Consider the following 16,868-nt stretch of genomic DNA (forward strand, 5'->3'; position numbering starts at 1 on the left):
GCCCGTCCTGGCGACCGCTCCCACGGATCAGTCGCTGTACCAGGCGCAACTGATGGCGTGCCGCCACGAAGTGATGGCAACTACCAGGAACGGATCGCGGCTGGCCTCGGCGGCCGGCGGCGCGGCCGCGGGGGCCGGAGCGGCTGTCGCCACCGGCGCGGTCATGTCCGGCACCTATGCGACGATGGGCGGGGCAATGGCGGCGCTTGGCGCGACCGTGGTCGCGGCGCCGATCGCAGCCGTTCTTGGCGCCTGGGGCATCTCCAAGGCCAAGAAGTCGAAAAAGGAGCGGATCATCAAGGCGGCCACCGCCGAATGCCTTGAAGGCGCCGGCTATGCGGTGGCCGAATGGGACGCGCTCTCAAAAAGCGAGGCCCGGGCGCTCAAGGCTGAGCTGGCAGCAAAGGATTCCGGCACGCCGGCGACGCCGGCCGAGTAAATCAGCCGTCGAGGCGGTTGCGAGCCTCGGTGCGGGCTTCGAGCAGGTCGAACAGGCCGCGGTTCTGGAGCAACATCTGTTCGCAGCCGAAGCCGAGCGCGCGTTCGCTGGCAAGCGTGTCGCATTCGCCGTCGATGGCGGCGAGGATCGACTGTTCGTCGGGCAGCGACGGTGCGGGCGCTTCGACGCCCAGGCGCGAGGCTGCATGGTCGAGCAGGCGGCGGACCGGCCACCAGTCGGATACCAGCGCGGTCGCCGCGCCAAGCGCGCAGCCGCGCCGCTCGGACCGGGCCAAGATTTCGACGGCGTGGCGCTGCGCGGTCAGCGTCGCCTCGGTCTGCGCGGCGCCGGGCGTGCTCGGCAACGGTCCAACCGCGGCGGTCAGGCGCAACAGGTACAGCCGTTCCCGCTCAAACGCGCCGGCCGCCCGGGCCAGCCAGCTGTTGGCGGCTCCCGCCGGGGTCAGCGCAAGCGCCTGTTCGATCATCCCGGGATGCTGGCCATGAACGCTGCACAGCAGGTGGACGGCATCGGCAAGGTCGCGGGCCGCGTGCGGGCCCGACGCCTCGATCAGCGCGGCCAGGTGCGGATGGCGCGCGGTGCCGTCCGCGGCGACGCGGGCGATCTGCGCTTCGGCGGCAGTGACCGCTGGGCGGTCGACGAACCGGTTCATTGCCATTCGCATCCTCTCCTCGGTCGGCATTCGCACGACGGTAGACAGGTGACGTAACGCAAGGGCGTAAAGAGGAGGTTTATGCGGGGTTAGGAAATCGGTCATCCGGGTTAATTCCGGACGGGGTGGCGCGCCTTTCGATGCACAGGCTTATCCACCGGACAATCCACAGTTTTCGGCGGTTTTGCGCGAATTTTTGCTGGACATGACCGGCATCGCGGCTAAGGTGGTCTCGTGCTTCGGACCTTCGGGTCCAAAGCATGGGAACCCCGCCGGGTCAAACCGGCGGGGTTTACCGCATCTGGGGGTGGTGATGCGGGTGATCAGGCGGCGAGCCGCTGTTCCTCGACAGTCGTGACAGGCGCGGTCGGCTCCGCTTCCGGCGCCGCGGCCGGAACGGGCTTGCGGTCGCGCAGCAGGCGGCGGGCAGCGAAAACCACCACGCCAAGGCCCAGATAGGCCGCGACGATCACCGTCGGATTCCACAGCAGCAGCGCCGAAAAGGCCACGCGCAGCCAGTTCGGGTTGAAGCCGAGCTCCTGGCCGACCGCCTCGCAAATGCCGAGCAATGTGTCGCTGCGCAGCGGCAGCGGCGTTTCGTCGGCTTGCCGCGCGGCGGGGAGGGCGGCGGCGGTCTGGGTGGCGGCGGTGGTCATCGCAAAAGCTCCTGATCGGTTGCCCATACTTCCAAGCAAGCGTCGTGCCAGAATGGAAAAAGCAACATATCCAGGGGTTTGGCGAAATGGCCCAATCGCCACATTGGGAAATCGCGCCGCGTCCTGGATCATAGAGTTGGGAATTTGCACCGCATGCTGCAAGTGCGATATTGCACTGCAGCACTTGATTCCTGCCAAGGCCGTACAAATCTTGTATGGACTGCGCTGAAGAGGAGCGAAGGTCGTGATCCGCACGATGTTGAAGTCGAAGATCCACCGGGCAACGGTGACTCAGGCCGACCTGCACTATGTCGGCTCGATCGCCATCGACCGCGATCTGATGGACGCTGCCGACCTGCTCGAGAACGAACAGGTGGTGATTGCCGACATCACCAACGGCTCCCGCCTTGAAACCTATGTCATCCCCGCGCCCGCGGGCAGCGGGATGATCGGCATCAACGGCGCCGCCGCGCATCTCGTGCGCGAAGGCGACCTGGTCATCATCATGAGCTACGCGGCCTTTGAAGACGCCGAAGCGCGGCGGCTGAGCCCGCGGGTCGTACATGTCGATGACGCCAACCGGATCGTCGCCTTGGGCGGCGACGCCGCGGAGCCGGTGCCCGGCGCCCGGGACCAGAAGCGCGCCGTCAACGACTAGGTGAAACCGCCGCCCCGGGCGGTCGTTGTCGCTCCGTAACCAGACGGAGATACTCGATGAAAAAGTTCATGATCGCGGCCGTTCTCGCCGCCAGTCCGGCCGTGCTCCACGCACAGCCCCAGCCCGAAATCACCGTCAGCCCGTCGGGTGCCGTCCTCAGCCTGTCGGCGGAGGGCGAAAGCAAGCGCGTGCCCGATATCGCGACCTTTTCCGCCGGCGTCGTCACGCAGGACCAGACCGCGGCCGGTGCGCTGCGCGCCAACAGCATCCAGATGGACCGGGTCATCGCCGCGCTGAAACAGGCGGGCATCGCCGACCGCGACATCCAGACCAGCGCGATCAGTCTTAACCCGCGCTATTCCGATCCCGAACGCGAAGCGCAACTGCGCGCCCGGCAGACCGGCCAGCCCTATATCGCACCCGACGACACCGCCCGGCGGATCGTGGGCTACGACGCTCGCAACACGGTCGAGGTCAAGGTCCGCGAACTTGCCCGGATGGGCCGGGTGATCGACACGCTGGCCGAAGTCGGGGCCAACGAAATCAACGGCCCCGATTTCACGCTCGACGAACAGGACAGCGCATTGGACGAAGCCCGCGCGTCGGCGGTCGCCAAGGGCCGCGCCCGCGCCGAACTCTATGCCCGTGCGTCGGGGCTGCGGGTCGGCCGGATCCTGTCGATCAGCGAAAGCGGCGGCTATTACCCGGTCCGCCAGATCATGGTCACCGGCTCGCGCGTCGGCGGTGCCGCCGCGCCGCCTCCGCCTCCGCCTCCGGCCCCGGTGGCACCCGGCGAGCTCAGCCTCGGGGTTAACGTCTCGATGCAGTTCGAACTGGTGCGCTAGCGCGGCTTCGGCCTGCCGGTCGCGCGAGTCGCCCCGCCGTAAACCGTTCACTGGCGGTTTACGGGGCACTCGCGCGGCCGGTGCCGCCGGTGCAGATGGACGACGGCCGGTGCTCCGACGATGACCCAATCACTCCCCCGGTGGAGCGCCGGCCCACCCGCCTGCTGTATTGACACACTAATACAGTGCGCTTATTGCGTGCCGCTCGAAAGAGGGGCCCGACCATGTATAGCCAGAACGAACTCGACGAAGCGGTCGCCGCCGGAGCGATCAGCGCCGATGCCGCCGCGTCGCTGCGCAACCACATCCATTCGCAACGCGCCTTGCCGGCAGTCGACGAGGAACAGTTTCGGCTGATCACCGGCTTCAACGACATTTTCGTCGCCATCGCCGCGATCATCCTCTTGGTCGCCATTGGCTGGATCGGGCAGGCGATCGGCGAGGCGACCGGGACCGCCATCAGCCGGGACGGGCCGTCGTTCATCGCGCCTGCCGCGGTGGCCGCGACCAGCTGGGCGCTGGCGCTGTTCTTCACCGCCAGGCGCCGGATGGCCTTGCCCTCGATCCTCCTGCTGCTGGCCTTCATCGGCTCGGTGTTCACGGCGTCCTGCCTGCTGCTGGTCCTCGGCATCGGGGGCGCGCAGCTGGAAAATAACGCCCCGCTGGGGGGCGCCGTCGCCGCGGCGGCCGGCGCCATCACGGCCGGCGCGGCCTGGCTGCATTGGCGGCGTTTTCGCGTTCCGATCACCGTCGCCGCCGGCGCGGCCGCGGTCGTGGCGATCGCCATCGGCCTGCTCGTCGCCGCTCTCGGCCAGGATTTCGAGTTCACAACGCAGGTGGTGACGGCCTTCGTGCTGCTGCTCGGCGTCGGCGTATTCCTGGTCGCCATGCGGTGGGACTCGTCCGACCCGGCCCGCGTCACCCGCCGGTCGGATGTCGCCTTCTGGCTGCACCTGCTGGCCGCGCCGATGATGGTCCATCCCATCTTTACCCTGCTCGGGCTCAACGACGGCCAGGTCACGGTCGGGGAAGGGCTGGTGGTGGTGCTATTGTACGTCTTAATCGGCGTCACCGCGCTGGCGATCGACCGCCGCGCCTTGCTGGTGTCCGCGCTGGCCTACGTGCTGTTCGCGCTCAATGCGCTGTTCAAGCAGTTCGGGGCGATCGAACTCAACGTGGCGCTGACCGCGCTGGTGATCGGCTCGTCGCTCCTGCTGCTGTCGGCCTTCTGGCACCAGGCGCGGCAGGCCGTGGTCCGGCCGCTGCCGGATTCGCTGAAGTCGAAACTGCCGCTGCTCGACCGCCAGCCGGCGGTCAGCGCACAAGCCGCATGAAGCGGCGCTCGAGCGGGGCCAGCACGGCCGCCAGGTCGTGACCCCGCTTGAGCACCACGCCATGTTCCGAAACCAGGACGAACGCCCCCTGCTTCAACCGAAGCTCGGGGCGTTTTTCTATGCGCACCTCGGGCCGTTCCGAATGGCGCCGGAACGCGGCGAAGGTCGCGTAATCGGCGTGGTGGGCAAGCGCATAGTCGCGCCAATGCCCGGCCGCGACCATGCGCCCGTACAGGCCCATGATGCGCTGCAATTCCGACCGGTCGAAAGCCGTGATCGGGCGCCGGTCCCGGGGAAGCGGAAACGGCGCGACGACGCTCAAGCGCGCTTGCTCCGCCCGGCGGGCGGCTCGGCCACCTGCCGCGCCTTGACCTGCTCGCGCAGGGCATTTATCTCGCGCTCCAGCTCGCACAGCCGCGCCAGCGTCGGGTCGGCGATCTCGCTGCACGGGGTGCCGTAGGGCAGGAATTCCTTGGGTTCGGCCGCGGCGACGCCGACCGGCACCGGCTTGGCGGGAATGCCGACGACGGTCGCGCCGGCCGCGACATCGCGGGTGACGACGGCATTCGCGCCGACGCGCGCGCCTTCGCCGACCGTGATCGGCCCCAGCACCTGGGCGCCCGACCCGATCACCACCTTGTCGCCGATGGTCGGATGGCGCTTGCCCGGCGCACCCAGCGTCGGGTTGGTGCCGCCCAGCGTGACGCACTGATAGATGGTGACGTCGTCGCCGATGATCGCGCTTTCGCCTATGACGGTGAAACCATGGTCGATGAAGAAGCGCTTGCCGATGGTCGCGCCCGGATGAATGTCGATGGCGGTGAGGAAGCGGGCGAAATGGTTGATCAGCCGGGCAAGGAAGAACAGCCCGCCGCCGTACAGCCAGTGGGCGACGCGGTGAAAGGCGACCGCCCACACCCCCGGATAGATCAGGATTTCCCACCGCGATCGCGCGGCCGGATCCCTTGCCTTTACCGAATCCAGATAGGCCACGAAGTCAGGAAGCAAAGCAGACCCTCGATTGTCCGGGCCGCAATCTAGGTGCGGCGCGCGCCAATTGAAAGGCAATCGCGACAGTGCCGCTTGCCCGTCCCGTCTTGCCAATCGGCCGTCATTGGGCAAAGCACCGCGGCTCAACGGGGCTGAATACGCAATGAAAATCCTTTTTCACCGTCGCGCCGCCTGACCGGGCCGCTCTGGTTGCTCGATAACCCGCTATATTCTCTCGCCGGCCTGCTGGTCGGAGTGCTGGTTGGCCTGACGGGGGTCGGCGGCGGCTCGCTGATGACGCCGCTGCTGGTGCTGATGTTCGGCTTCCACCCGGCGACCGCGGTCGGCACCGACCTGCTGTTCGCGTCGGTTACGAAGACCGTCGGCACGGCCGTCCATCACAAGGGGCGGACGGTCGAATGGCCGATCGTCTTCAGCCTTGGCATTGGCAGCGTCCCGGCGGCGATGATCACGCTCCTCCTCATGCACCGCTACGGCTTTGCCGGGAACAAGAGCCCGGGCTTCCTCAGCTTCCTGCTCGGCGGCGCGCTGCTGCTCACCGCCATTGCCGTGCTGGTCCGCCCCTGGATCCTCAAATATGCCGGCGAACATATCGAGGCGATGGACAGCCGGCGTGCCACCCGCTGGACGGTTGCGCTCGGCGCGCTGCTCGGGGTCCTCGTGTCGCTGACTTCGGTCGGGGCCGGGGCGCTCGGCACCACGGCGTTGCTGATCCTCTATCCGAAACTGCCGATCGCGCGCATCGCGGGCAGCGATATCGCCCACGCTGTCCCGCTGACGCTGATCGCCGGGCTCGGCCATTGGTGGATCGGCTCGGTCGACTTCGCGCTGATGGGCGCGCTCCTGCTCGGCTCCATCCCCGGCGTGATCGTCGGCAGCCTGCTTGCCGCCCGTGCGTCGGACTCGGTGCTCCGGCCGGTGCTTGGTATCACCCTGCTGATCGTCTCGATCCGCCTGCTGATGAGTTAGCGGCAGTGGCATAAATCGACCGCCTCCATTACGGCGGGTCGCGTGATTGCTTTTCCCGATAAAGATGCGCGCCGATGAGCGTCCATTTGCCCACGTTGAAGCAGCTGCAATATCTGGTCGCGCTGCGCGAACACGGCCATTTCGGCAAGGCCGCGGAAGCCTGCTTCGTCACCCAGTCGACGCTGTCCGCAGGCCTGCGCGAGCTTGAAACGTCGCTTGGCGTGACGCTGGTCGAACGCACCCGGCGGATGGTCCGCTTCACCGCGCTCGGCAACAAGGTCGCGGACAAGGCGGTCCGGGTCATCCGCGCCGCCGACGAGCTGGCGGAGCTTGCACGCGCCGAAGGCAAGCCGCTGCACGGCGACCTGCGCATGGGGGTGATCCCGACCATCGCGCCCTTCCTGCTGCCCGCCTTGCTCCCGCAGCTGCGCGCCCAATGGCCCAGCCTCAAGCTGTTCCTGCGCGAAGAAACCAGCCAGGCCGCGTGTGAAGCGCTGCATCGCGGCCAGCTCGACTGCGTCCTTCTCGCGCTGCCCTATGCCTGCGGCGACGTCGAAAGCGCGCCGTTGTTCGACGATCGCCTGTTCGTCGCCTTCCCGCAGGGCGAAGCCCCCGGCGCGGGCACGGTTCGGGCCGACGAGATCGACGAGACGCGGCTGCTGATGCTGGAAGACGGCCACTGCCTGAAGGACCATGCGCTGTCCGCCTGCAACCGGCCGGAAATGCGCGCGCAGACGGCGATGATGGGCACGTCGCTGCACACGCTGGTGCAGATGGTCGACAACGGGCTCGGACTGACCTTCGTGCCGGAAATGGCGATCGACGCCGGGATCCTCGATCGCACCGCGATCGAGGCCAGGCCGCTGCGCTCGAACAGCGGCTTTCGCCGGATCGCGCTCATCTGGCGCAAGTCGAGCCACCGCGAGGGCGAATACAGGCTGCTCGCCGCGGCGCTTCGCCGGGGAATCGGCAAGGCCGCAGGGACCGTCGACACCGGCGCGGCGTAGACCCGCTCACGGCTTGGCGGCGGCGTCCTTGGCCGGAGGCGGGGGAGTGATGAAGGTGACGTTCCGGATCAGTCCGCCATCGACCTCGTAGATGGCGACCGCGCGCTCGCCGTCCATTCCGGGCATGCCGCTCAACACTTCCTCGTCGATCACCATGTTGCCGATGACGGACCGGCGCGGAATGGAAACGCGAAGCGCGGGCAAGCGCGTGAACATGTCCGAATAGACTTTGCGCATCATGTCGCGCCCCTGCATCTGCGGCTTGGCGGGGAAATCCATGATCCGGGCGTCAGGCGCATAGGTCGCCAGGAAGGCGTCGATGTCGTGGGAATTATAGGCGTTGACCTGCCGCTGCACGACTTCAGCCGCGCTTTGCGGCACCAGCTCGTGCTGGCGCCACGCCTTGCCGCCCTTGATGACCATCGCGATCCGGCTGAGGTTCGCACTGTCGGCCAGCGGGTCGGCGTCAAGCACCACCATGTCGGCCAGCTTGCCCGGCGCGATGGTGCCGATCCGATCCTGCCAGCCCATCAGCCGCGCGCCGCCGGCGGTCGTGCTGAACAGGATTTCACGCGGGGTCAGGCCGGCTTCGGCCATGCGCGCGAACTCGCGGTAGATGGACGGCCCCGGCAGCGTCCCGACATTCCCCGCGTCGGTGCCGGTGACGATCGGGATGCCGGCGTCCCTCACGCGCTTCAGATTGGCCTGCAGCGTGCGTCGCGGCTCGTCGGGAATGGGCTTGCCCGCAAGGGCCCGGAGGGGCTTCGTCGCGGGCGTGTCGGGCATGGCCGCAACCTCGAGCAGCGTGCCCATCACCTCCGGGTCGCCAAGCGCATATTCCTGCGCCGTGAACGCGTGCCGCCGGGTGAGGGTGCGCATGTAGCCGTCATAGACGTCAAGCGTCGTCGAATAGAGCGTACCGCGCCGCTTCAGCAGCGCCAGGAAGGCGTCGTCGACCGGCTTGTCCTCGACCCCGTGGACCAGGATATCGGCGCCCGCGACGACCGCGGCCCGCGCCGTTTCCAGTTCGGTTGCGTGAACCGCCACGCGGACGCCGGCCTTATGCGCCTCGTCGATGGCCGCGCTGACCACTGGCAGGTGCTGCGCCGCCGTCTCGTCGGGCTGCACGAGGAACCAGATCTTGACGAAGTCGGGCCGCTTCGCCGTCTGGGCGCGGACCAGTGCGCGCGCCTCCTCGGCGGTCTTCGCGGCAATGATCGGCGGGTCGGCGGCCTCGCCGAGCACCGCTGGCTTGCGGGTAGAAATCAGCGGCCCTGCGACCGCGACGCGCGGCGCCCGGTCGTTGCCCTCGGCCTGCGCCCGAATGGCGAAATTCTCCATCGGGCCGCCGACGTCCGCGACCGCGGTAATGCCGCTCGCCAGGTAACGCGCGAAGGTATCCGGAACGTCGGCGCGGGTCGCGCTGACTTCCTGCTGGTACGGCCGGACCGCCTGCAAATCGAACCCGTCGGGCCGCGCGTACAGCCCGCCGGACTGGAAGAAGTGGACGTGTGCATCGACATAGCCGGGCACCACCCACTTGCCCTTGGCGTCGACGACCGGAAGGTCTTTGGGCAGTCGGTTACGTGCAGCGGTACCGACTGTCTCGATCCGGCCGTCGCGGACGACGATTACGCTGTCGCGCTGCTGTGATCCGTCGGCCGGATTGACCAGGGTTGCACCGCTCAGGACCATGTCCTGGCCCCACGCCGGGCTCGCCACGGACAAGGCAACGCCCAATGCGGGCACAATTCGCAAGTTCACATGCCGCCCCCTGCTGCTGCGGAAGCGGAAATATCAAAGCCGTCGCCGGCCAGCAATGTCGAACGGTCCCGGCTTGGCACCGGGACCGCCGTCATTCAGGCATAGGTACGGGTCGGCGGGGTGCTCGCATCGGTGCCGCCCTTGGGCAGGTCGAACCGGTCGGCGTTCATGACCTTTGTCCACGCGTTGACGAAGTCCTTCACGAACTTCTCCTGGCCGCCCTTTTCGGCATAGACTTCGCCGACCGCGCGAAGCTCGGCGTTGGACCCGAAGATAAGGTCGGCGCGGGTCGCGCGCCACTTCTCATGCCCCTCGGCGCGATCGGTGGCGATGAACTCCTCGTCGCCGCTGCCTTCCGCGGACTTCCACACGTTGGTCATGTCATACAGGTTGACGAAGAAGTCGTTGGTCAGCTGGCCCGACCGCTTGGTCAAATGGCCATGGCCGCGCTCGCCGTGGTTGGCGCCAAGCACGCGCAGGCCGCCGATCAGGACGACCATTTCCGGCACCGACAGACCCAGCAGCGATGCCCGGTCGAGCATCATTTCCTCGGTCTTCACGCTGAGCTTCTTCTTGCCGACATAGTTGCGGAAGGCGTCGGCTTCCGGCTCCATCACCGCGAAGCTCTCGGCGTCGGTCTGCTCCTCGGTCGCGTCGCCGCGGCCGCCGATGAACGGCACGTCGCCCGCGCCGGCCTTTTCCAGCGCGACCACGCCGCCCAGCACGATGGCGTCGGCCAGGCTGAGGTTGCCGCGCAAGCCGTCAAGCGTGTCGATGACCTTTTTCAGGTTCTCGGGCTCGTTGACGTCCCAGTCCTTTTGCGGGGCCAGGCGCACGCGTGCGCCGTTGGCGCCGCCGCGATGGTCCGACTTGCGATAGGTGGAAGCCGACGCCCAGGCCGTCTTGACAAGTTGGCTGACGGTCAGGCCGCTGTCGGCGATCTTCGCCTTCACCGCCGCGACGTCGGCGTCGGACGGCTTGGTGCCGGCCGGGATCGGATCCTGCCAGATCAGGTCTTCGTCCGGGACGTCCGGGCCGAGGTAGCGAATCTTGGGCCCCATGTCGCGATGGGTCAGCTTGAACCAGGCGCGGGCAAAAGCATCCTTGAACGCTTCGTGGTCGTCGCGGAATTTCTCCGAAATCTTGCGGAATTCGGGGTCGGCCTTCAACGCCATGTCGGCGGTCGTCATCATCGTCGGGACTTTTTTGGACGGGTCCCAGGCCGCCGGGGCCATGTCTTCTTCCTTCTGGTTGATCGGCTGCCACTGCTGGGCGCCGGCCGGCGACTTTACCAGTTCATATTCATAGTCGAGGAGGAGCCGGAAATAGTTGGCGCTCCACTCGGTCGGGGTATTCACCCACGATCCCTCGATACCGCTGGTGACGGTATGCTCGCCAATGCCGCCATGCTCTTCGCCGCTGACCCAGCCAAAGCCCTGCGCGGACAGTTCGCCCGCCGACGGCGCGCCGCCAAGGGTCGACGGATCGCCGTTGCCATGGGCCTTGCCAAAGGTGTGGCCGCCGGCGGTGAGCGCGACGGTTTCCTCATGGTTCATCGCCATGCGCTCGAACGTCGCCTTCATGTCGCGCGCCGACTGCACCGGGTCTGGATTGCCGCCCGGACCTTCGGGATTGACGTAGATCAGGCCCATCTGGATCGCCGCCAGCGGCCCTTCGAGCATTTCCATGCCATGTTCGGGGCTGATGCGGGTCTGGACGCCCTCGTTGACCCACTTGTCTTCCGAACCCCAGTAGATGTCGCGCTCGGGTTCGAACACGTCGGCGCGGCCGCCGCCGAAACCGAACACCGGCCCGCCCATCGATTCGATGGCGACGTTGCCGGTCAGGATGAACAGGTCGGCCCAGCTGATGTGCTTCCCGTACTTCTGCTTGATCGGCCACAGCAGGCGGCGGGCCTTGTCGAGGTTGCCGTTGTCCGGCCAGCTGTCGAGCGGGGCGAAGCGCTGCTGCCCGCTATTGGCGCCGCCGCGGCCGTCGGCGGTGCGATAGGTGCCGGCCGCGTGCCACGCCATGCGGATGAAGAAGGGGCCGTAATGCCCGTAATCGGCCGGCCACCACGGCTGGCTGTCGGTCATCAGCGCGGTCAGGTCGGCCTTCAGCGCCTGATAGTCGAGTTCGTTGAACGCCTCGGCATAGTCGAAATCGTCGCCCATCGGGTTGGTCGGGCCGTTGGGATTGAGGATTTCGGTCGCCAGCATTTCCGGCCACCAATCCTTGTTGGTGCGGCCAAGCAGCGCGCGCACGCCGCCGTCCTTGCCGCCATTTCCCATTGGGCAGCCGCCCATCTCGCCGGTCTTCGCGTCCATCGACTCTATTCTCCTGGATATGAATTCGTCAGGTGCAGCCTAGAGCGCCGCACTGATCGAAGGAAACGAGTTAAGTTGGTCAGTGATAGCTGGAAAATCGATCAGCGCAGGCGCGGCTCAGTCCATGTGCCGCAGGCCGATGCGCAGGTAATCGTATCCGGTGATCATCGTCATCGCCGCCGCCGCCCACAGGCTGACGATGCCGACCAGGTGGATCCAAGCCATTTCCGGAATCCCGCCGGCCAGGATCAGCGCGCCCAGCGCGACCAGCTGGAACGTGGTTTTCCACTTGGCCAGGTGGCTGACCGGGATCGACACGCGCAGGTCGGCCAGAAATTCGCGCAGGCCCGACACGATGATTTCGCGCAGCAGGATGATCAGCGCGGGGATGACGGTCCAGTCCTCGATGACCGGCGGATCGCCGTCCGCGCGCCGCGACGCCATCAGCATGACCAGCACCGCCGCCACCATGATCTTGTCGGCAATGGGGTCGAGAAATTGGCCAAGCTTCGAAATCTGCCCTTGGGAGCGGGCCAGATAGCCGTCGAAATAATCTGTCGCCCCGACCACGCAATAAAGCACGAAGGTGATCAGATAATCGAGCGGCGCGGGCTTCCACAGCAGGAAGACGAGGATCGGGACCGCGAAGATTCGCGACAGGGTAAGGAGGTTCGGGACCGTCAGCATGTCATGCGCCCATATTGAAACTGTGCGCCCGACAAAAGGGTGGTCGCAACATCGGCTTGCCGTCACCGGCAAACCCGCTAAGCCCGTCGCTCCATGCAGGACTCGCTGCACCTTCTGAAGACCCGGCGATTCCTGCCACTCTTCACGACCCAGTTCCTGGGCGCGTTCAACGACAATCTGTTTCGCACTTCGATGGTGCTGCTGGTGATCTACGGCATCTACCGCGACGCCGAACAGGAAGCCGCGTTCAGCGCGATTGCCGGCGGGCTGTTCATCCTGCCGTTCTTCCTCCTCTCCGCGCTGGCGGGGCAGCTGGCCGACGCCCATGACAAGGCGCGGATTATCCGGCTGGTGAAAACGGCGGAAATCCTGATCATGCTGTTCGGCGCGGCCGGACTGTACCTGCACAGCATCCCGCTGCTGCTGGTCGCACTGACCGCGATGGGCATCCACTCGACCTTCTTCGGCCCGATCAAATACGCCATCCTGCCCCAGCATCTGGAACCGGGCGAGGTGCTTGGCGGCACCGGGCTGGTCGAAGCGGGGACATATATCGCCATTCTCGGCGGCACGATCCTCGGCGGCCTGCTGGTGATCGAACGCGGCGATGGCACCTACCACGCGGAGCTGGCGGCAGTCGCCGTCATCGTCGTGGCTCTGGTCGGCCGGATCGCGGGCGGCCTGGTGCCCGCAGCCCGCCCGGCGGACGAAGCAGAAATCCCGGGCTATCCCAAGCGCGGCATGGACTGGCACATCGTGCGCGCGTCGATCACCCTGGTCAGCGGCACGCTGCACATTCCGCGGCTGTTCCTGGCGATCCTCTCGATCAGCTTCTTCTGGGCGATGGGCGCGGTGCTGGCCGCGCAATTCCCGCCGCTGGTGAAAAACGTGTTCGGCGCGGACCAGAGCGTCGCGACGCTGTTCCTGGCCGTTTTCTCGGTCGGAGTGGCGGTCGGCTCGGTGGCGATCAATCGCTTGCTGGCGGGGCAGGTGGCGGCGCGTTTCGCGCCCGCCTCCGCGCTGATGATGGGCGCGTTCGTGCTGATCCTCTATCTGCTCAGCTACAACTGGGCGACGCCGCAGGGCGAACTGGTGGGGATGCGCCAATTCCTGTCGGACGCCCGCGGCTGGGCCGTGGTGCTCGACCTGTTCGGCGTGGCAGTTGCCGGCGGCATGTTCGTGGTGCCGCTTTACGCCTTCCTGACGACCACCGTGCCCAAGTCGGAAACGGCGCGCACGGTCGCGGCCAACAACATCGTCAATTCGGGCGCAATGGTCGCCGCGACGGTCCTGCTCGCCGGCCTGATCTTCCTGGGCGTCTCGGTGGCTGAAACCCTGATCCTCGTCGCCGTGGCCAGCGTGGTCGCGGCCTGGCTCGGCTGGAAATTGCACCAGGCCTGCGACTAGCGCCGGCCCCGGCGGGTCAGCCGATCAGGATCGACACGAACAGGAACCCCGCTGCGAAGGTCTGGGCGTACAGCCGGGCGTCGTCGGACAGCCCCCAGCCTTTCCGCTCGATCGCCGGCTCGACCGGTTGCGCGGCAAGCAAGCGGCTGCGCGACCGTCCGAAGCGGGGTGGGTGCAGCCGGACCGCGTGGTGGGCCGGATTGCGTCTGCGCTTGGCAAAGCCCCTGCGGACAGTGGCTTCGAGCGGGCTCGTCATGGGCGAGATGTTAATACGCATTTAACCATTCTCAACGGCCATGTTCGGATGTGGCTCCAAAGCGTGCCGTTATGGGACGCGCGCACAGGGGAGCGCCCGCGCGATCGCAGGCGGCATGGTTAGGAAAAATGGGCGGCGATACAGTCCAGCGCGGCTCAGCGCGCGTCAAATGCGGCGCTGGACCATCCTCCGACGGTCGGCGCGCTGGTGCGGACGGTGGGAATCGAACCCACACTCCCGTTACGGGAAGAGGATTTTAAGTCCCCAGCGTCTACCGTTCCGCCACGTCCGCTTGTGCGCGTCCCGGCGACGGTAGGCGGCCGGGACTATTCCGCGGTGACTTCCTTGAGGTTTAACCGCTCGCGCATTTCCTTGCCCGGCTTGAAATAGGGCACGCGCTTGGCGTCAACCTCGACCGATTCTCCAGTGCGCGGGTTGCGGCCGACCCGGGCATCGCGGCCGCGCGTGGAAAAGGCGCCGAAACCGCGCAGCTCGACACGGCCGCCATGGGCCAGCTGGTCGGTGACGGAATCGAAGAAGGCGCCCACGACATTCTCCACCTCACGCTGGGTAAGGTCGGGAAAATCCTGGCACAGCTTCTGGACCAGTTCGGAACGGATCATGGCGAGTTCTCCGCGATTCAGCATGCCCTCCGAGCGAAGGGCCGGGGCTCACGCTGTCAGGAAACTCCCGACCGCGCAAGCCCCGCTAAACATTACTTCTTCTTGGTCTTGGTCGTCTTCTTGGACTCGGCTTCCTTCAGCGCCTGGCCAAGGATGTCGCCAAGCGACGCGCCGCTGTCGGACGAGCCGTATTGGGCGACCGCCTGCTTCTCTTCGGCGATCTGCATCGCCTTGATCGAGAAGTTCGGCTTCTTGGACCGGTCGAAGCCGCTGACCATGGCGTCGAACTTCTGGCCGACCTGGAAGCGGTCGGGACGCTGCTCGTCGCGGTCGCGGCCAAGGTCGGTCCGCTTGACGAAGCCGGTAACTCCGCCCTCGGTGACCTGTACGTCCAGGCCGCCGTCCTTGACGTCCATCACCTCGACGGTGACGACATCGCCCTTCTTGACGCCGCCGGCGCCCGACGTCGTGGCGGTTCCGCCGCCGACGCCGCCACGCTCAAGCTGCTTCATGCCAAGGCTGATGCGCTCCTTTTCGACATCGACGTCGAGCACGACGGCCTTGACCGTCTCGCCCTTGTGATGAAGCGCCAGCGCTTCCTCGCCCGACACGCCCCACGCGATGTCCGACATGTGGACCATGCCGTCGACGTCGCCGGGAAGGCCGATGAATAGGCCGAACTCGGTCGAATTCTTGACTTCGCCTTCGACCTGCGTGCCGACCGGATGCTTGTCGGCGAATTCGGCCCACGGATTGGCCTGCGCCTGCTTGAGGCCCAGCGAGATGCGCCGCTTTTCCTCGTCGACCTCGAGCACCTTCACTTCGACTTCCTGCGAAGTGCTGACGATCTTGCCCGGGTGGACGTTCTTCTTGGTCCAGCTCATCTCGGACACGTGGACGAGGCCTTCGATGCCAGGCTCAAGCTCGACGAACGCGCCATACTCGGTGATGTTCGTGACCCGGCCCTGGAACGTGCCGTCGATCGGATACTTGGCGCCGGCGCCTTCCCACGGATCGGATTCCAGCTGCTTCATGCCAAGGCTGATGCGCTGCGTCTCGCGGTTGATGCGGATGATCTGCACCTTCACCGTGTCGCCGATGTTCAGCACTTCCGACGGGTGGTTGACCCGCTTGTAGCTGATGTCGGTGACGTGAAGCAGGCCGTCGATGCCGCCGAGGTCGACGAACGCACCGTAATCGGTGATGTTCTTGACCACGCCGTCGACCACCTGGCCCTCGGTCAGCGACTGAATGAGGCCGCTGCGCTGTTCCGCGCGATGCTCTTCCAGGATGGCGCGGCGCGACACGACGATGTTGCCGCGGCGGCGGTCCATCTTCAGGATCTGGAACGGCTGCGCCATGTCCATCAGCGGGCCGACGTCGCGGACCGGGCGGATATCGACCTGGCTGCCGGGCAGGAAGGCGACGGCGCCGCCAAGGTCGACGGTAAAACCGCCCTTCACGCGGCCGAAGATCACGCCTTCGACGCGGTTGCCGGCTTCATGCTCCTTCTCGAGCTTGTCCCACGCGGCTTCGCGGCGCGCGCGGTCGCGCGACAGCATCGCTTCGCCATTGGCGTTCTCGACCCGGTCGACATAGACTTCGACTTCGTCGCCGACGTTCAGCTCGGCCTTCTGGCCCGGGGCGGCGAATTCGCGCAGCGCGACGCGCCCTTCGGACTTCAGGCCGACGTCGATGACGGCCATGTCGTTTTCGATGCCGGTGACTTTGCCCTTGACGACCTTGCCCTCGAAGCTCTCGTCTTCGCCGCCGAGGCTTTCGTTAAGGAGGGCCGCGAACTCGTCGCGGGTCGGAAATGCCGTTGTGGCCATAAAAAGAGTATCTCTCTAACTTCAATCGGGCCTGCCGCGTGACCGCCACCATGGCTGGTCTTCACATGCGGACCTGGTTGCATTGACTGCCGCCCCGGGCACATCCCGTGGCGGCGTCCGGACGGCGGAACCGATGCCACCGCCAATGCAAACAGGCGCGTCAGGCCGCGGGAGAGCCTCCCGCACCCACGCGCTCGCCAATTGACGGGCATCGGCGGATACCCTCCGCCGGACGGCGCGCCCTATATTGCAGAGTGGCGCACAGGGCAAGGCACAGGGAATAGGAGAAATCCTATTGCGCCTAGGGAACAAATAGGGAACAATGCGGCTTTGGAGTCGCTCGGTAATGCTAGTCATCGATCCCGTCATGCTGGTCGCGC

General features: G+C 66.6%; 17 protein-coding genes and 1 tRNA gene. 7 read left to right on the forward strand and 11 right to left on the reverse strand.

Annotated elements, in window-relative coordinates:
• The first annotated feature begins 73 nt into the window (after positions 1 to 73).
• Positions 74 to 439, forward strand: coding sequence for a hypothetical protein (locus H8M03_RS01005; protein WP_187479930.1), 366 nt, complete (start codon positions 74 to 76; stop codon positions 437 to 439).
• Between the two features lies 1 nt (position 440).
• On the opposite strand, the gene H8M03_RS01010 is transcribed toward H8M03_RS01005, so the two are convergent.
• On the reverse strand, positions 441 to 1,118 hold the full coding sequence (locus tag H8M03_RS01010; protein ID WP_246448960.1) for a DUF6975 family protein: 678 nt from the start codon (positions 1,116 to 1,118) through the stop codon (positions 441 to 443).
• Between the two features lie 317 nt (positions 1,119 to 1,435).
• Positions 1,436 to 1,768, reverse strand: coding sequence for a PspC domain-containing protein (locus H8M03_RS01015; RefSeq protein ID WP_187479931.1), 333 nt, complete (start codon positions 1,766 to 1,768; stop codon positions 1,436 to 1,438).
• 244 nt (positions 1,769 to 2,012) lie between these two features.
• Between H8M03_RS01015 and panD the strand changes: the two genes are divergently transcribed.
• The 3 genes from panD to H8M03_RS01030 all read left to right on the forward strand — a co-directional run bounded on the left by panD (position 2,013) and on the right by H8M03_RS01030 (position 4,605).
• Positions 2,013 to 2,426, forward strand: coding sequence for an aspartate 1-decarboxylase (panD, locus tag H8M03_RS01020; RefSeq protein WP_187479932.1), 414 nt, complete (start codon positions 2,013 to 2,015; stop codon positions 2,424 to 2,426).
• A 56-nt stretch (positions 2,427 to 2,482) separates the two neighbouring features.
• Positions 2,483 to 3,271 carry an SIMPL domain-containing protein gene (locus H8M03_RS01025; protein WP_187479933.1) on the forward strand — a complete coding sequence of 263 codons (789 nt, stop codon included), beginning with the start codon at positions 2,483 to 2,485 and terminating at the stop codon, positions 3,269 to 3,271.
• Positions 3,272 to 3,495: 224 nt separating this feature from the next.
• A complete protein-coding gene (locus tag H8M03_RS01030) occupies positions 3,496 to 4,605 on the forward strand; it encodes a hypothetical protein (protein WP_187479934.1) in 1,110 nt (369 codons plus the stop codon).
• Here H8M03_RS01030 and H8M03_RS01035 read toward each other — a convergent pair.
• On the reverse strand, positions 4,586 to 4,927 hold the full coding sequence (locus tag H8M03_RS01035; protein ID WP_187479935.1) for a DUF2794 domain-containing protein: 342 nt from the start codon (positions 4,925 to 4,927) through the stop codon (positions 4,586 to 4,588). The genes H8M03_RS01030 and H8M03_RS01035 overlap by 20 nt on opposite strands.
• Complete coding sequence (gene epsC, locus H8M03_RS01040; protein WP_187479936.1) at positions 4,924 to 5,613, reverse strand: serine O-acetyltransferase EpsC; 690 nt, start codon at positions 5,611 to 5,613, stop codon at positions 4,924 to 4,926. The genes H8M03_RS01035 and epsC overlap by 4 nt, the downstream gene beginning before the upstream one ends.
• Positions 5,614 to 5,805: 192 nt before the next feature.
• Here epsC and H8M03_RS01045 point away from each other — a divergent pair, with 192 nt between their 5' ends.
• Both H8M03_RS01045 and H8M03_RS01050 read left to right on the forward strand, forming a co-directional pair.
• Positions 5,806 to 6,585 carry a sulfite exporter TauE/SafE family protein gene (locus tag H8M03_RS01045; RefSeq protein WP_187479937.1) on the forward strand — a complete coding sequence of 260 codons (780 nt, stop codon included), beginning with the start codon at positions 5,806 to 5,808 and terminating at the stop codon, positions 6,583 to 6,585.
• Between the two features lie 74 nt (positions 6,586 to 6,659).
• A complete protein-coding gene (locus H8M03_RS01050; RefSeq protein WP_187479938.1) occupies positions 6,660 to 7,592 on the forward strand; it encodes a hydrogen peroxide-inducible genes activator in 933 nt (310 codons plus the stop codon).
• Positions 7,593 to 7,598: 6 nt separating this feature from the next.
• On the opposite strand, the gene H8M03_RS01055 is transcribed toward H8M03_RS01050, so the two are convergent.
• The 3 genes from H8M03_RS01055 to pgsA form a co-directional block, all read right to left on the reverse strand.
• A complete protein-coding gene (locus tag H8M03_RS01055; protein ID WP_187479939.1) occupies positions 7,599 to 9,314 on the reverse strand; it encodes an amidohydrolase family protein in 1,716 nt (571 codons plus the stop codon).
• Between the two features lie 137 nt (positions 9,315 to 9,451).
• Positions 9,452 to 11,683 (reverse strand): catalase/peroxidase HPI, encoded by a 2,232-nt coding sequence (katG, locus tag H8M03_RS01060; protein ID WP_187479940.1) that lies wholly within the window; start codon positions 11,681 to 11,683, stop codon positions 9,452 to 9,454.
• Between the two features lie 117 nt (positions 11,684 to 11,800).
• On the reverse strand, positions 11,801 to 12,370 hold the full coding sequence (pgsA, locus tag H8M03_RS01065) for a CDP-diacylglycerol--glycerol-3-phosphate 3-phosphatidyltransferase (RefSeq protein ID WP_187479941.1): 570 nt from the start codon (positions 12,368 to 12,370) through the stop codon (positions 11,801 to 11,803).
• A 93-nt stretch (positions 12,371 to 12,463) separates the two neighbouring features.
• Here pgsA and H8M03_RS01070 point away from each other — a divergent pair, with 93 nt between their 5' ends.
• Positions 12,464 to 13,777, forward strand: a complete 1,314-nt coding sequence (locus tag H8M03_RS01070) for an MFS transporter (protein WP_187479942.1) — start codon at positions 12,464 to 12,466, stop codon at positions 13,775 to 13,777.
• A gap of 16 nt (positions 13,778 to 13,793) precedes the next feature.
• On the opposite strand, the gene H8M03_RS01075 is transcribed toward H8M03_RS01070, so the two are convergent.
• The 4 genes from H8M03_RS01075 to rpsA form a co-directional block, all read right to left on the reverse strand.
• Positions 13,794 to 14,033 (reverse strand): hypothetical protein, encoded by a 240-nt coding sequence (locus tag H8M03_RS01075; RefSeq protein ID WP_187479943.1) that lies wholly within the window; start codon positions 14,031 to 14,033, stop codon positions 13,794 to 13,796.
• Between the two features lie 205 nt (positions 14,034 to 14,238).
• Positions 14,239 to 14,325, reverse strand: a tRNA-Leu gene (locus tag H8M03_RS01080).
• Between the two features lie 34 nt (positions 14,326 to 14,359).
• Positions 14,360 to 14,656, reverse strand: a complete 297-nt coding sequence (locus H8M03_RS01085) for an integration host factor subunit beta (RefSeq protein WP_187479944.1) — start codon at positions 14,654 to 14,656, stop codon at positions 14,360 to 14,362.
• 92 nt (positions 14,657 to 14,748) lie between these two features.
• Complete coding sequence (gene rpsA, locus H8M03_RS01090; protein WP_187479945.1) at positions 14,749 to 16,488, reverse strand: 30S ribosomal protein S1; 1,740 nt, start codon at positions 16,486 to 16,488, stop codon at positions 14,749 to 14,751.
• Positions 16,489 to 16,868: the final 380 nt, after the last annotated feature.

The organism is Sphingomonas sabuli, from assembly GCF_014352855.1.
In the GTDB taxonomy this organism is placed as follows: domain Bacteria; phylum Pseudomonadota; class Alphaproteobacteria; order Sphingomonadales; family Sphingomonadaceae; genus Sphingomicrobium; species Sphingomicrobium sabuli.

Bases quoted from the DNA above. Each gene is read 5' to 3' on its own strand.
- H8M03_RS01005 (WP_187479930.1), top strand. From the start codon at position 74: ATGGCAACTACCAGGAACGGATCGCGGCTGGCCTCGGCGGCCGGCGGC.
- H8M03_RS01010 (WP_246448960.1), bottom strand. From the start codon at position 1,118: ATGGCAATGAACCGGTTCGTCGACCGCCCAGCGGTCACTGCCGCCGAA.
- H8M03_RS01015 (WP_187479931.1), bottom strand. From the start codon at position 1,768: ATGACCACCGCCGCCACCCAGACCGCCGCCGCCCTCCCCGCCGCGCGG.
- H8M03_RS01025 (WP_187479933.1), top strand. From the start codon at position 2,483: ATGAAAAAGTTCATGATCGCGGCCGTTCTCGCCGCCAGTCCGGCCGTG.
- H8M03_RS01030 (WP_187479934.1), top strand. From the start codon at position 3,496: ATGTATAGCCAGAACGAACTCGACGAAGCGGTCGCCGCCGGAGCGATC.
- H8M03_RS01050 (WP_187479938.1), top strand. From the start codon at position 6,660: ATGAGCGTCCATTTGCCCACGTTGAAGCAGCTGCAATATCTGGTCGCG.
- katG (WP_187479940.1), bottom strand. From the start codon at position 11,683: ATGGACGCGAAGACCGGCGAGATGGGCGGCTGCCCAATGGGAAATGGC.
- pgsA (WP_187479941.1), bottom strand. From the start codon at position 12,370: ATGCTGACGGTCCCGAACCTCCTTACCCTGTCGCGAATCTTCGCGGTC.
- H8M03_RS01070 (WP_187479942.1), top strand. From the start codon at position 12,464: ATGCAGGACTCGCTGCACCTTCTGAAGACCCGGCGATTCCTGCCACTC.
- H8M03_RS01075 (WP_187479943.1), bottom strand. From the start codon at position 14,033: ATGACGAGCCCGCTCGAAGCCACTGTCCGCAGGGGCTTTGCCAAGCGC.
- H8M03_RS01085 (WP_187479944.1), bottom strand. From the start codon at position 14,656: ATGATCCGTTCCGAACTGGTCCAGAAGCTGTGCCAGGATTTTCCCGAC.
- rpsA (WP_187479945.1), bottom strand. From the start codon at position 16,488: ATGGCCACAACGGCATTTCCGACCCGCGACGAGTTCGCGGCCCTCCTT.